Annotated in this window: 10 protein-coding genes; 5 read left to right on the top strand and 5 right to left on the bottom strand. The window is 51.9% G+C overall.

The window, feature by feature from the left end; all coding sequences use genetic code 11:
- Positions 1-20: 20 nt before the first annotated feature.
- Positions 21-2,951 carry an Rne/Rng family ribonuclease gene (locus JOD55_RS05340; RefSeq protein ID WP_204399030.1) on the bottom strand — a complete coding sequence of 977 codons (2,931 nt, stop codon included), beginning with the start codon at positions 2,949-2,951 and terminating at the stop codon, positions 21-23.
- 713 nt (positions 2,952-3,664) lie between these two features.
- Between JOD55_RS05340 and JOD55_RS05335 the strand changes: the two genes are divergently transcribed.
- From JOD55_RS05335 to JOD55_RS05315, 5 genes are all read left to right on the top strand, one after another.
- A complete protein-coding gene (locus JOD55_RS05335) occupies positions 3,665-5,173 on the top strand; it encodes a cytochrome ubiquinol oxidase subunit I (protein ID WP_204399029.1) in 1,509 nt (502 codons plus the stop codon).
- Positions 5,174-5,188: 15 nt separating this feature from the next.
- Entirely contained in the window at positions 5,189-6,325 is a 1,137-nt protein-coding gene (gene cydB / locus JOD55_RS05330) for a cytochrome d ubiquinol oxidase subunit II (RefSeq protein WP_204399028.1), read from the top strand.
- Between the two features lie 122 nt (positions 6,326-6,447).
- On the top strand, positions 6,448-8,220 hold the full coding sequence (gene cydD / locus JOD55_RS05325) for a thiol reductant ABC exporter subunit CydD (protein WP_204399027.1): 1,773 nt from the start codon (positions 6,448-6,450) through the stop codon (positions 8,218-8,220).
- Entirely contained in the window at positions 8,217-10,136 is a 1,920-nt protein-coding gene (gene cydC / locus JOD55_RS05320) for a thiol reductant ABC exporter subunit CydC (RefSeq protein ID WP_204399026.1), read from the top strand. The genes cydD and cydC overlap by 4 nt, the downstream gene beginning before the upstream one ends.
- Positions 10,137-10,143: 7 nt before the next feature.
- On the top strand, positions 10,144-11,784 hold the full coding sequence (locus JOD55_RS05315) for a GAF domain-containing sensor histidine kinase (protein ID WP_204399025.1): 1,641 nt from the start codon (positions 10,144-10,146) through the stop codon (positions 11,782-11,784).
- A 158-nt stretch (positions 11,785-11,942) separates the two neighbouring features.
- Here JOD55_RS05315 and JOD55_RS05310 read toward each other — a convergent pair whose 3' ends face one another.
- Genes JOD55_RS05310 through JOD55_RS05295 form a run of 4 tightly spaced genes read right to left on the bottom strand, consistent with a single transcriptional unit; the run spans position 11,943 to position 14,722 of the window.
- On the bottom strand, positions 11,943-12,566 hold the full coding sequence (locus JOD55_RS05310; protein ID WP_131281047.1) for a response regulator: 624 nt from the start codon (positions 12,564-12,566) through the stop codon (positions 11,943-11,945).
- Positions 12,567-12,608: 42 nt separating this feature from the next.
- Positions 12,609-13,463, bottom strand: a complete 855-nt coding sequence (mutM, locus tag JOD55_RS05305; protein ID WP_204399024.1) for a bifunctional DNA-formamidopyrimidine glycosylase/DNA-(apurinic or apyrimidinic site) lyase — start codon at positions 13,461-13,463, stop codon at positions 12,609-12,611.
- Positions 13,456-14,160 (bottom strand): ribonuclease III, encoded by a 705-nt coding sequence (gene rnc / locus JOD55_RS05300; protein WP_204399023.1) that lies wholly within the window; start codon positions 14,158-14,160, stop codon positions 13,456-13,458. Before rnc ends, mutM begins: the two co-directional genes overlap by 8 nt.
- Entirely contained in the window at positions 14,153-14,722 is a 570-nt protein-coding gene (locus JOD55_RS05295; RefSeq protein WP_204399022.1) for a YceD family protein, read from the bottom strand. The genes rnc and JOD55_RS05295 overlap by 8 nt, the downstream gene beginning before the upstream one ends.
- Positions 14,723-14,743 lie beyond the last annotated feature (21 nt).

The raw sequence follows: 14,743 nt of genomic DNA, 5'->3' as shown, positions 1-14,743 counted from the left end.
CTAGCCCAGTTTAATCAAAATTAGTCTTTTTTGGAAACTGGGAAGCTCATTATTGCCGATGTTGGCGACGTGCTGGGCGTAATGATCCCCGACGACGTGACCCTCCTACGCGTTCGAGCAGCAGGTTTGTCGCTCGAAACCGTCGAAGTTTCCTTGGTCACTACCGGCTTCTTCCGACGCCCGTTTCCTCGCTTTTCCTCAGTTGCACCCGTCTCCTGTGCCGACGACGTCGCCACGGGTGGTACAGTCGCCGCAGGTGCCGCAAGTACACCTGGAGCGTTATCGGACGCTGGAGCTGGCGCATCTTGTGCCGACGACGTCTGCCCTGTTCCATTCACCTCTGCACTAGCTGATCCAGCGCGACGAGACGCACCCTGCGTTTTCCGGGTGCGCTCTTTGGACTTAGTCTCGCGCTGTTTACGCTTTCCACCTGAGGCTTTCTCAGCGGACGAATCTGACGCAGGCACACTTGTGATGCCGTCAGAACTGCGCTCAGTCTCGCCTGCACCGCCAGGGCGGTTACCGTCGTCTTCATGTTTGTGCGCAGCGGCAGCAGCGATCGAGGCCAAAGCCGCTTTTACTTCAGCTTGCTTTGGATCAGGCACAGCTTCGGTTTTGGCCTTCTTATGAGGTGCTTTGCGAACCTCGGGTTCACTATCTGCGCCATCGCCCTTTTCAACCGGGTTATCGTGTGTGATATACCCACGCCCTTCGCAAACCTGGCAGGTGGTAGAGAACGCCTCCACAAGCCCTTGCCCGACTCGTTTACGAGTCATCTGCACAAGCCCAAGTGAGGTAACTTCGGCTACCTGATGGCGGGTACGATCACGCCCCAGACATTCAATAAGGCGGCGCAAGACCAGATCACGGTTCACTTCAAGAACCATGTCGATGAAATCGATAACGATAATTCCACCGATATCCCGCAAGCGCAGCTGACGCACGATTTCTTCAGCAGCTTCAAGGTTATTACGTGTCACAGTCTCTTCGAGAGTTCCACCAGAACCTGTGAACTTACCAGTGTTGACGTCAATGACCGTCATCGCCTCAGTTCGATCAATAACAAGCGATCCACCTGAGGGCAGGAAAACTTTCCGATCAAAAGCTTTCGCAAGCTGTTCATCTACTCGGAAAACCGAGAAAATATCTTGCTTTTCTTCCCAATGCACGAGGCGGTCTTCCAATTCTGGCGAGAGCTCATGCACGTATTCGTAGATCGTATTCCACGTGTTGTCGCCCTCAACTTTCAAAGCGTTGAAGTCCTCGTTGAACACATCTCGAATAACGCGCACTGCAAGTTCAGGCTCACCCTTGAGCAAAGACGGAGCATTCTTAGTGCTCTTTGCCTTGGCTTGAATGTCCTCCCACGTCTTGCTCAAGCGCTCCACATCGTTGCGCAGTTGCTCGTCGCTAGCTCCCTCCGCAGCAGTGCGCACAATCACTCCATGCTCCGGTGGCACTACTTCCTTGAGAATCTTCTTCAAACGCATGCGCTCTTTTTCAGGGAGTTTACGCGAAATACCCGTCATAGCCCCCTGCGGCACGAGCACCAAATGGCGTCCTGCTAAAGTGATCTGCGCTGTCAAACGTGCGCCTTTGTGACCAATCGGATCCTTGGTTACCTGCACCAATACCGTATCGCCAGACTTCAACGCATCTTCAATGCGGCGTGGCATTCCGTCCATTCCGGCGGCTTCCCAATTGACTTCGCCAGCATATAGAACAGCGTTTCTGCCTTTACCAATATCGACGAAAGCCGCTTCCATCGACGGAAGCACGTTTTGCACACGCCCCAAGTACACATTGCCCACCATCGAGCTTTGCGTGTGGCGTGCGACGTAATGCTCCACCAAAACGCCGTCTTCAATAACAGCAATTTGATTGAGTCCGTTTTGCTCGCGTACGAGCATTTCCCGATTTACAGACTCACGGCGAGCAAGAAACTCTGATTCAGAAATGGACTGACGACGGCGTCCAGCTTCGCGTCCCTCCTTGCGGCGCTGACGTTTCGCTTCCAATCGCGTTGAGCCGTGCGGCGCAGTTACTTCGTCCGAGACTTCAGCCGAAGAACGTCGACGACGACGTCGCACCGTCGCACCAGATTCCGTCACCGCTACTGAACTCTCGTTCAAGGACTCATCCCCGGCTTTGTTGGGAGCCTCAGTTTTCGCTTTGTCAGCCGATGCGGTGCGCTTGCGCTGACGAGTTCGTTTAACAGGTTCAACTGTTTGCTCCTCGGAAGTGACCTCCTCAGCGGGCGTGACATTTATGTCCTCACTAGAGCGGCCACCACGGCTTCCACGTCGAGACTTACGCGCACCTTCTGGTGCTGGCGTCTGTGGTTCATCTGCCGATGGAGCAAGAGCGTCTTGAGCGACTTCATCTTGCTGTTCATCAGCTTTTTTACGCCGGCTTCGACGTGCCTGAACAGCTCGTGTAACGTCTGGTTCTTGGAACAGAAGCGTCGTCATTGGAGCTACTGGTTCAACGCGCGCCGGCAGCTCAACTTCTTCACCAGAAGAGAAAGTCACGACTAATGGAGCGGTCTTTTTCTGCCCCCGGGTGTTGCCTTGAGCTTCGTTGGTGGTTGAGCTTGTATCGGCTTTTTCCACTGCAGATTTTGGTTTAGACTCTGCCTTTTTCGCAGTGGCTCTTGCAGTATTTTTTCGCTTACGAGCGGGTAAAACGATACCCAAATCCGTGTGTTCAACGTCGGACGTATCAGCATCATGAGCTTTCGCATATGCGAGCTCAGCTAGGGATTCAGCAACTGATTCTGCTGCTTCTTCAGGCGTCGGTTTCTTAGGACGCGACTTAGGCGCATTAGCGGAAGTTTTTTTGGCCAACGTCGTTCGCGTTGAGCGAGTGCGCGTCGTCGTCTTCTTTTGTGCAGGCTTCTTTTCCGTTGAAGCGTTATCTTCCAGTTCTCGAGCTTCGTTTTCCTCAGCCATGAACATTCTCCTATGGCAGCCGCAAGATGTGCATCTTCATCAACACGCTGCAATTATGTAGGCCGCAACCCGCAAGTTGCGGAAATCTATGATCGACCTTAGTCCGGCAGCAACGCTCATGCGGCGCACAGGAAACTAAGGGCTTAACGAATCGATGCATGATTCGTCTCCACATTCATTCTACACAGTTATTTCAATAAGGTGGAATGAACAGTCATATGAACACCCGGAACAGTCACACGAGTAGCAGGTCCGATAGGAATAATATTCTTGCGCGAGATCCTGTTAGGCCGCACCGTTAATAGAAATTTGCTATTCTCAAATACGGCATTTATTCCTCACGAAATAACTTCGCGACACGTTGTTCGTTAAAATCCGCCAAAACCCGTGGGTTTAATGGAATAATAAGGCGTAAGACCTAGAGAAACGGCTATAAAAAGTAGAAATAAGCCATGACTTTAGGCCATGATTAAAGAAAGGTTAGCTACACCTTATTATCTTCACCACGGGTGTTGGTTCGCGTGAAGTTGCGGTACTCCACAACTTGACGCAGACGGATATCCTGAGACGACAATCCGGTGTGAGCTACTCATTGCAACTGCGAGTACCCTTTGCTGTATGTGCAGCCTCTGATTTTCGGAAGCTGCACAGCTCACAGAGCACGAACAGTTACAAATCGTCTGTCAGTTTAGGTCGCACGAAAGGTTAACAAGGTGGAAGCCCTCGACCTCGCACGGTGGCAGTTCGGTATCACAACGGTATATCACTTTATTTTGGTACCGTTGACGATCGGACTCTCTCCACTCGTCGCTATCATGCAGACCAAATGGCTCAAGAGCGGAGACACTAAGTGGCTCAAACTCTCCGAGTTCTTTGGAAAAATTCTGCTCATCAACTTTGCACTCGGTGTTGCTACCGGTATCGTTCAAGAATTCCAGTTCGGAATGAACTGGTCGGAGTACTCGCGCTACGTGGGAGACATCTTCGGTGCTCCACTAGCTTTTGAAGCTCTGCTCGCATTCTTCCTCGAGTCAACCTTCCTCGGCGTATGGATTTTCGGCCGCGGTCGCATCAGTCCAAAAGCACATACGCTATCCATCTGGCTCTTCGCCATTGGAACCAACCTCTCGGCTATGTTTATCCTGGCCGCAAACTCATTTATGCAAAATCCAGTTGGAGCTGTGTACAACCCAGAAACGGGTCGTGCAGAACTCGACGGAGCTAAAGGCTTCATTGAAGTAATCTTCTCACCTACTTCGCTTTACGCCTTTGCGCACACAATCACAGCATCACTACTCGTTGCAGGTTCGCTCATTGCGGGCGTATCGATGTGGTGGCTCGTTCGCACTGCCAAGGCTGGAAATGTTACTGAAGCTAATGAGTACTGGAAGCCTGCAGCTCGTTTCGGTTTCGTCACCATGCTTATTGCCAGCATTTTGGTCATTTCAACTGGTCACTTCATGGGTCAGCACATCTATCAAGCACAGCCTACGAAGATGATCGCCGCCATGGGCATTTCTGAATCTACCGAATCAGCTAAGCTCGGACTCCTCATGACAAGCACTGAACTAAAAGAAGGTTCAGTCATTGAAGTTCCGATTCCTGGCCTTGAATCCTTTATGGTGACCAACCATTTCTCTGGACCAGAATCCAAGCTCATTGGTGCAAAAGAGATCAACGAGAAGTATCAAAAGTTCTTCTCCAGTGACGGCACTTATTCTGCAGATCAGAACTATATGCCCAATCCTTTTGTAGCTTTCTATTCGTTCCGTATCATGATGGGACTCGGCTTTGCTTCGGCAGCACTGTCAATCCTCGGACTGTGGATTACCCGCAAGGATAAGCTCACCACTTCTTCTGGCTTGGCAAAACTCTTCGTCTGGACGATACCATTCCCATTCTTGGCTTCAACATTTGGTTGGATCCTCACCGAAATGGGTCGTCAGCCTTGGGTTGTTTACCCGAACTTTGAGGCTCAGCCGAACACGGCGCCGTCGCAAATGATTCGTCAGCTCACTGACTTTGGCGTGTCACAAAACGTACTCCCAATCGAAGTACTGCTCTCAATGGTGATCTTCACCTTGCTCTACGCTGCACTGGGCGTGGTGTGGTTCATCCTGGTCAAGCGCTATGCGGTCGAAGGCATCAATACTCACAAGGTGATCAACACCGATGTGATTGATGCTTCTGATCCGCATGCTAAGTTGAGCTTCGTTTACTGAGGATAGGAAAAGACGATGGAACTTTCATTCTTGCAACTTATCTGGTTTATCCTCATCATCGTTCTATGGATCGGCTATGTGACTTTGGAGGGATTCGGCTTCGGCACCGGCATGCTTCTCAAGGTTCTCCCGAAGAACGATAAAGAACGCCGACTCACTCTCAACACGATCGGTCCGCACTGGGACGGAAATGAAGTATTCCTGCTCACTGCTGGCGGTGCTACTTTTGCAGCATTCCCTGAATGGTATGCCACGATGTTCTCCGGAATGTACATGGCGCTCGTGCTTGTGCTTGTGCTCCTCATCGTTCGTATCTCGGCGATTGAGTGGCGCGGCAAGGTCAACTCAGCTAAGTGGCGCAACGTCTGGGATAACCTTCACAGTGGATCAGCATGGCTCGTAACGTTCCTGTGGGGCGTGGCTTTCGCTAATCTCGTGCAGGGCATGGCAATTCAAATTGGCCACTACAAGGCCGGCACTTTCGTGCCAGCTGATCCTAATGGCATTGATTCTGCTCTCTCATCGGGAGCGAAGCACTTCTTGACAGATGGTTTCTTCTCCTTGCTCACTCCATTCACCATTCTTGGTGGAGTGATGCTTGTGGCTCTGTACCTCACCCATGGAGCGCTTTGGCTTGCACTCAAGACGCGCGGAGACTACCGCCAGCGGGCGCTTGACTTCGCAAAGAAGTCGTCACTCGTGTCTACGGGTATCACCGCAGTTTGGGCGCTTTGGGGTAACTTCGCGTACTCGGTCTCCCCGATGTTCTCGCTCATTCCACTCGCACTCGCTGCCGTACTGTTGATCGCCTCGGCACTCGTCACCTTGAAAGGGAACGAGAAATTGGCTTTCTTCTTGCACTTTGGAGCACTTGCGATGGCAGTTGTGTACATTTTCTCCACTTTCGGAGCAAATGCACTCAAGTCCTCGATCAACGCGGCTTATAACCTCACCTTGGTGCAGGCATCTGCTACTGCTCCAACTCATACGGTTATGCTCATTGCCGCAGTAGTCTTTGTGCCGATTGTGCTCAGCTACACGGTGTGGTCTTATCTGAAGTTCTCCCAGCGGATGTCAGTCGACAATATCCCAGACGAGAACGCTGGTCTTGACCTCAAGAAGATTCGCCAATTCGAAAATGCGCACGCCTAAAAATGCGCATATCTGATTGAGTTCACCCAACTCATATTGTGGGGAGCAGCCTCAGTAGGCTGCTCCCCACAATTGTGAATTACCATTGGTATAGGATGCCTATATCTACAAGAGGAGAGACTGTGAGGCCCTTCGACCCGCGGCTAATAAAATATGCGAAAGAGACGAGAAGTTACATTTTCTTTCTCGTGTTTATCGGTTTCCTGCAAACTCTCTTCATTGCAGCACAAACTATTTTGCTCGCAGCAGCGCTGAGTCCTATTTTTTATGGCACGGGCACTATCAAAGACACAGCTTTCTCCATTGCGTGGATCGGGATTATTTTCGCAGCTCGCGCGAGCCTTGATTACCTACAGAAAGCCTATGGTCACCGATCCGCAATCCGTGTAATCTCCGCCTTGCGAACTGCGGTGCTCGATCACAGCGGAGAACTCGGAATTCGCTGGCTATCAGCAGGAAATACCACTCGCGTCGTCACGCTAGTTACCCGCGGTTTAGACGATCTCGAAGCCTATTTCGTATCTTTCCTCCCCCAGCTCTTCCTGTGTGGCACAACCATTCCGGCACTTATCGCAATCATCTTTTATCTCGACTGGCTCTCGGCAATAGCCATCGTATTGTGCATCCCACTCATTCCAATCTTCATGATCCTCATAGGCAAGCTCACCTCAAAGTATTCGAGCCAACGCCTGCAATCAATGCAAAAACTCGGCACCCAGCTACTCGATCTCCTCGCCGGGCTCTCCACACTCAAAGCATTAGGCAGAGAAAAAGGTCCTTATCAACGAGTAAAACTACTCGGCAATGCATTCGCCGAAAAAACTATGCAGACGCTTTACGTAGCATTTCTCTCGGGCGCAGCACTTGAATTCCTGGCCACGCTGTCTACGGCAATCGTCGCAGTTGAGATCGGCTTTCGTATGGTGGGCGGAAACGTGCTGCTCTCAACTGGCCTGGTGGTCATCATGCTCACCCCTGAAGTATTCAAACCACTGCGTGAAGTTGGCACACAATTTCACGCTTCAGCCGATGGCATCGCCGCCGCCGAACAAGCTTTTAGTATTCTCGAAGAGAAATTACCAGCGCATTCATACACAGTTCGATGCCCGGATCTGGCACATAACAACATTACTTTCAATGGGCTGAGCATCTACGCCCCCGGCCGCGCCACCGTCGCCCCTGCCCAGCTCAATGCTTCAATCGTGCCTGGCACAATCACAGTTTTACGCGGATCCTCTGGAGCAGGAAAAACTACTGCAGTACACGCTCTACTAGGATTGATCTGCCCTGATGAAGGCGAGATAACGATCGGTTCAACACCTTTGAGCGTTATTGAGCGGTCCTCACTGTGGGAGCAAATCGTCTGGGTGCCACAACGCCCCGTCCTCGTACCAGGTACGATACTTGAAAATCTCGGCCTCAGCTTAGAAACTGACTCCCAAACCCTCGAAACCGCCGCTCAACAAACTGGATTTATCGACGTCGTCCGCTCTCTTCGCGACGGATGGAATACAGTGATCGGGCAAGGCGGCGTGGGACTATCTGTGGGACAACGCCAACGTCTGGCACTCACGCGGGCCTTGCTGCACGAAGCTCCGCTCGTGATTCTCGATGAACCATCTGCTCACCTTGATGCAGTGAGTGAAGAATACGTGCGAACCGCCATTCAGCACATGAAAGAGCAGGGAAAAACGGTACTAGTAATCGCACACCGCGCTGTTCTCACCAAGATTGCCGATACAGTGATCAAGGTTCGCTCCGGCAACCGAAATATCGATGAGGCGCTTGCATTGGCACTCCAAGAACACCGTGATGCATCAGTTCACTCCCATGCAGTGCAAAAAGTCGATTACGCACTGCCGCAAGCTTGGGAAGGGGAAGGGCAAAACCGATGAAACGAATATTCACGAGCAACAGCATTATTACCAAAGATGAACGCCAAGCTCTCCGCCAAGCTCTTAAACTCCTCAATATCAGCAAAAAACGTTTTGCCCTCTCGACCCTCTTCGGCACTGGAGCAGTCGGCTCAGGAATCGGACTCGGCGCGGTATCTGCCTGGTTGATTGCGCGAGCAGCACAACTGCCCCCGGTGCTCGATCTCTCGGTTGCAGCAACCGGCGTGCGAGCATTTGGCGTCGGCAAAGCAATATTTCGCTATGTTGAGCGCATCTCTTCGCATTGGATCGCCCTCAATGGAATGGCGCGAATCCGCACGGAGGTCTATGCGCAACTCGCTGACTCCCCGACCGACGTCGTGACCTCAATTCGCCGTGGCGACCTGCTCGCTCGCACTGGCACCGACGTCGACGAATTGGGAAACGTGGTGGTTAAATCTTTACTTCCAGCAGCTGTTGCGCTTTTAACGGGTATTATTTCAGTTGCGATTGTGGCAGCGTTGTCGCCGCTGATCGGTTTGATTCTTGCTCTCATGCTTATTGCCGACGGCGTTATCGGCCCGTTGCTTTCCATGTATGGCGCTCGGCAAGCCGAGATAGATCAGATTCACAACCGGGCTCGCCTCAATGCTTCTGCGCTGACGATGCTTGAATCGGCAGCTGAACTGCGTGTTTCTGGAAAACTCAGCGATGCGCAGCGCGCACAGCAGGAGATTGAGCAAGACATCCAAAGGAGTCGCGATATATCGGCAAAACCGCAGGCCTTAGCTGGAATCGTTGGCATAATCGCTATGGGAGTATCCATCGTGAGCGCGCTTATCATCGGCAGTGTGCAGGTTCACCAGGGCACGCTTTCGACGATTAACCTCGTGGTGTGTACGCTCACCCCGCTTGCAGCATTTGAAGCCACTCAAAAACTTTCCGACGCCGGAATTCAACTCGTGCGTTCAAGTAGAGCAGCCTTGCGCGTGATGGAGCTGCTGAGCCACACACAAATTCAACAAGCTGCATCGGCTACTACCAAGCTGCATGCGGATTCACTCGCCGCTGCGCAGGATTTCGCTGGCCAAGACGCGAGCGCACAACCAAAGCCTCACGCACAGCCGATGCATCAAGCGCGACCAAAGCCTCAAGAAAGCGCCGATGCCCGTGGCACAGAGCCGCCTCCAGCTAACATCCCCCAGCTCATAGCCGAAAATCTCACGGTCGGCTGGCCAAAGGGACCCAATATCGCTGGTCCGGTTTCGCTAGAGCTTCACCCTGGAAAAAGTATCGCGATCGTGGGAACGTCAGGTATTGGCAAATCCACCGTGCTCTATACACTGGCAGGAATGCTCACTCCCCGCGATGGAAGCGTCACCTTAGACGGACGCGAGATTCACGCAATACCGCGAGACGAGATTTCGCGACATCTCATTTTCACTGCTGAAGATGCGCATATTTTCGAAACGTCGGTGCTAGAAAATATTCGAGTTGCCCGAGCGGATGTAGACGAAACACAGGCGATAGCTTTGCTCGAACGCGCAGGTCTTGCACAGTGGCTAGGCGAGCTACCTGAGGGCGTACACACCGTCGTCGGCACAGATGCGCAAACGATCTCTGGTGGGGAACGACGCCGGCTGCTTCTGGCGCGTGCGTTCGCTTCCGGAGCACAATTCTTGCTTCTCGACGAGCCCGGTGAGCACCTCGATTCGCAGACCGCCGACGCGTTAATCCGCGATTTGCTCAAGACGAGCAAAACCGAAAGCAACACTGGCATCATTTTGGTAACACATCGGCTCAGTGCTCTGAGCGAGGCTGATGAAGTCATTCTTTTAGGTGATTCACCTGCACAGATTATCGCCCGTGGCACCCACGAAGAATTACTCAACACCATCGACACGTATCGTTGGGCTGTTGAGCAGGAAGAGGAGTAAAACACTCATGACGTATTGTTCAATATCAGATGTGTTACTGAAAGCGCTTGAGCTCACCGGAAAATTGGATCGACGCTCAGCTTTGCAGTACTTCGTAGACACGGCATGTGAGCTAACAGGCGCGCGTTACTCAGCCTTGGGCGTGCTCGATTCGCATGGTGAAACCGTTGAATTTTTCCAATGTGGGCTTCCGGATCGGTTGGTGGGCACGATTGGTCAGCCTCCGCGCGGTCACGGCTTGTTTGCCGATATTCCGGCACATGGCTATCTCAAAATTGATGATCTCGCCGAGTACATGCATCTTTCTGGTTATCCGCATGGTCATCCGCACATGCGCAACTTCCTCGGCGTGATCGTGCCGGTTAATGAACAGATTTGGGGCCGGCTCTATTTGGCCGACAAAGAATCCGGATTCACTGATGAAGACGGAAAAAACATGGAATTATTTGCGCAGGCTGCGGCTATTGCGGTGAAGAATTCGCGCCTTTATGCCGAGTCTCAAAATCGCGCCCGATGGCTCACTTCGTCGCAAAATATCGTTTCTTCGCTGCTCGAGGGCTCAGATGAGGAAGAAGCTCTTCAAGTTATTGCTGAGCAAATGCGTATTGCTGCTAAGGCAGACAACGCCTTAATGATCTTGCCCTCCATTCAAGATACTTGGGTGTGTGAGATCGTGGCTGGTGAGGGAGCTTCCGATTTCCTCGGTGTAAACTTCCCACGCTCAGGACGTGCACAAACAGTGATACGTGAGCAGGCGGGAGTGGTTATTGACTCCATGCAAAGGCTTTCGGTGGTGCGAGTTGAGCAACTGCGCCGTTTTGGAGCCGCTCTGTACGCCCCCTTGGTTTCAAAAGGAATTGGTCTTGGCGTCATTATTTTGTTGCGCAAACCGGGGCAAAGCGAGTTTGATCTGCATGATTTGTCGATGGCCGAGAATGTGGCGAAACAGGCTGCGATTGCTCTTGAGCTGGCCGATGCTCGTCATTCGAAAGAGCTAGCTGCTGAGCTTGATGAGCGTGCGCGTATTTCGCGCGATCTGCATGATCTTGCTATTCAGCAGCTCTTCGCTTCAGGTATGCATATCACTGCGGTGAAAGAAGATCTTGGCGAAAAAGTTGATTCGCCCGAAATTTCCCAAGCGCTCGATAATGCTATTTGGGCGATTGATGAGTCGGTGTCGCAGATTCGAAAGATTGTGCAATCTTTGCGCGATGATTCTTCGCCGGCAGCGCTCGTGGATCGTCTCCAACACGAGACGTCCGTCGCTTTACAATCGCTCGGTTTTGCTCCCTCTTTGCTCATCACTTGGCATGGAGAAACTATTGGTGAAGATTTTGACGTCACTCGCATCGATAATGCAGTAGGTTCGGATGTTTCCGACGACGTCGTGGCCGTTGTGCGTGAAGGCTTAAGTAACGTGGCACGCCATGCCCATGCTTCATCTGTATCGGTTGAAGTGAGCGTCACTGCTGATACTATCCAAGTTAGTGTGATCGACGACGGCGTAGGGCTAGCACCGTCCCTCTCGCGGCGCTCTGGTCTTTCCAATTTGGCCGCTCGAGCACGGCGTCATCACGGAGATTTTGAAATCGGACCTGATCCGCAAACTGGCAAGCTCAAGATGTGTTGGCAAGCGTCCTTGCGATGAGCCGGTTTATAGCATTGCAGCTTACGCAATAAGTTGGTTATAAAGTGGGTTTGGTGCGGTAGGTAAAAACCTACCGCACCAAACCCACTACGTTCAGTTTTTATATCAGTGGCCTTGCACGCCTCGGTGAGCATGCCCGCAACTGCATTAGTACAATATCAATTCGCCTGATTGCGCCAGCCGGCTGCCCGCTGCCCTGCCACCCAAGCAGCTACCTGGGTGCGGCGTTGCATGCCCATCTTAGCGAGCAGCGACGTGATGTGATTCTTCACCGTCTTTTCTGCTACACCGAGTTTCTCGCCAATCTCACGGTTCGATAGACCATCCCCGATGAGATCGAGTACTTTACGCTCAGATGGAGTCAATTCAGCAGTTGGGTCGTCGTGATCGGCACGGCGTCGCGTCACAGTGCGCTCGTCGAGGAGAACTCGCCCATTCGCAACAGCTCGAATTACTTCAGTAATTTCCGCACCGCGCACTGATTTGAGCAGGTAGGCTTTTGCTCCTGCTTCCAAAGATTCTGACAGCGCGTCGTCGTCGTCAAAAGAGGTGAGCACGATGCAACGGGTGCTGGGAGAACGCTCGCTGAGCTGCTCGATAATATCGATGCCCGTGCCATCTGGGAGACGAAGATCAACAAGTGCAACCTCAGGATTCATCAACTCAGCACGACGCACAGCTTCAGCTACCGTTCCTGCTTCAGCGATAACTTTCAATCCTTCTGCACGATCAACCACTTCAGCAATGCCGCGACGCACGACTTCGTGATCGTCAATAATCATCACATTGACTACGCCATTTTCTTCAGTCACAAGTTTTCCTAACTACAGTCGAGATTGACACTTTGGGCAAGAATACGATGATCTTCCCATAAACTTTTCTCTGATTAAAATTTTGCCACACCTTGGGCAAGCATGCCCATCTCGACCATAAACATTCAGCGATCGGGAAAAATACCCCGAGGATCCATTCACATTTACATAAAGAGAGTCAAAAGAGGTACCACCCACTTCTACCGCACGTGCCATAACCTGAGCGCTTGCTTTCAACACCTCCAAAATCTTCCCCGCCGGCAGGTCGCTCGCGAGAACCGCACCATGTACTTGAGCCATAAATAGTGCTTCATCAGCATAAATATTGCCCACCCCAGATGCGAAACTCTGATCGAGAAGCAAAGATTTTATCGCAACACGTCGCTGTTGAGCACGAGCAACTAAATCGGCAAAATCGCAGTGCGGATCGAGTAAATCACGTCCAATATGAGCAGCCGAAGCAGGAATAAGCGCTCGATCACTCCCACAACCGCCGCCATAACCATCGGGAGTCGGAACGAAAACATCTGCTCGCAGATACCCAAACGTGCGCTGATCAACAAAATCGAGCTGCGTACCGTCGTCGAAATAAAACGCAGCACGCTGGTGTTTGAACTCTCCGCCACCGATGCGGAACTGCCCTGACATCCCCAAATGCGCCACCAGGCACTGCTGGCCAAAATCGAACCATAGAAATTTTCCACGACGCACAACCGCCACCACACTGTGCCCTGCCAGATGAGCTAGACCCTGCGGTGAATGACGAATAACTCGCTCGCCAAAAGTGTCGACACGAATAATTTGTTTGCCAAGAACATGCGGTTCAAGACCGCGGCGAATCGTCTCAACTTCGGGCAATTCAGGCATGGCCTAGCGGTTCTCCGCCATCGAGTACGAAGTAGGCGTTTTGGCAGGCAGCGAGCTTCGCATTTTTTTGCGACGTCGCTTCCCCACTTCCCCACAGATCCTCACCAAAATACACAAATGCCGTGTATTCACGAGCGTGATCAGGGCCGCGTCCCTCAATGCGATACGAGATTTCCTCACGAATTCCCAGAGCACGTGCTTTTTCTTCGACGGCGGTGCGCCAATCTAGCGCAGGTCCCATCTTCGTTGCGTCGGCAATCTTGGGATTAATATGGCGTTCTACAATCTCGCGCGTCACATCAATGCCGTGATCAAGATACGTAGCTGCGATAAGCGCCTCGACCGTGTCAGAGAGAATCGAGTCCTTATTGCGCCCACCACTGCGTTCTTCTCCAATTCCAAGCCGAATGTAATCGCCTACTCCCAGTTCCCGCGCAACTTCAGCCAATGCGCGCTCCGAAACCGCTGCAGATTTAATCTTCGACATATCGCCCTCAGTGGAATCGTCAAAGTCCTGAAAGATGCGATCAGCTGCGAAAAAACCGAGAACGGAATCACCGAGAAACTCGAGTCGCTCATTGTGTAAAGACTCGTGTTCAAAAGCCCAGGATCGGTGCGTTAAAGCCAGCTCCAACAACTGTGGATCAATGCTGACGCCCCATTTTTCAAGCAGTGGAATACGATCTTTTTTATGCATTGTTCTCTTTTACTTCGAGTTCAGCAGCCAAAGCAGCAAGGCCGTCAAAACGCGGATCGAGGAATTCATGGGCATGATCATCAGGTAAATCGCTCCAACGCTCGCCGCACTCTTGGCATAATCCATCACAGTCCGGCTCGCACAGCGGAGTGAAAGGCATGCTGAGCACCAGAGCATCACGCAAGATCGGTTCTAGATCGATGTGATCGTCCTCAATGAGCGGAAGATCGTTCGCTTCCTCATCGCCTTCTTCTTCCAAAGCCTTTGCACTTTCAGGATAAAACACCAGTTCAGCAACAGACTCGTGGACGTTATCGTGCAAATCAATAAGGCAGCGAGAACAGCGTCCTTGCAGCTGCGCATCAACGCTTCCCTGCACGAGCACACCCTCTTGAACAGACTGAAAAGACAGATCAGCCCTCAATTCACTGCCCGGAATTACTTCCATAAGCTCAATACCAAAATCTTGCGGAGTTTCAAACACGTAGTCATAATGCCGAATGGATCCCTCTTGACGAGGTAAATCCAATATCGACACCACAAAAGGAGATCGTAGATCCACGGTAGCGCCCCTCTCTAAATA

It is taken from the genome of Arcanobacterium pluranimalium, assembly GCF_016907845.1.
GTDB classification, from domain to species: domain Bacteria; phylum Actinomycetota; class Actinomycetes; order Actinomycetales; family Actinomycetaceae; genus Arcanobacterium_A; species Arcanobacterium_A pluranimalium.
This window is presented reverse-complemented; position numbering and strand designations above follow the sequence as displayed.

Bases quoted from the DNA above. Each gene is read 5' to 3' on its own strand.
- JOD55_RS05340 (WP_204399030.1), bottom strand. From the start codon at position 2,951: ATGGCTGAGGAAAACGAAGCTCGAGAACTGGAAGATAACGCTTCAACG.
- cydB (WP_204399028.1), top strand. From the start codon at position 5,189: ATGGAACTTTCATTCTTGCAACTTATCTGGTTTATCCTCATCATCGTT.
- cydC (WP_204399026.1), top strand. From the start codon at position 8,217: ATGAAACGAATATTCACGAGCAACAGCATTATTACCAAAGATGAACGC.
- JOD55_RS05315 (WP_204399025.1), top strand. From the start codon at position 10,144: ATGACGTATTGTTCAATATCAGATGTGTTACTGAAAGCGCTTGAGCTC.
- JOD55_RS05310 (WP_131281047.1), bottom strand. From the start codon at position 12,566: ATGATTATTGACGATCACGAAGTCGTGCGTCGCGGCATTGCTGAAGTG.
- mutM (WP_204399024.1), bottom strand. From the start codon at position 13,463: ATGCCTGAATTGCCCGAAGTTGAGACGATTCGCCGCGGTCTTGAACCG.
- rnc (WP_204399023.1), bottom strand. From the start codon at position 14,160: ATGCATAAAAAAGATCGTATTCCACTGCTTGAAAAATGGGGCGTCAGC.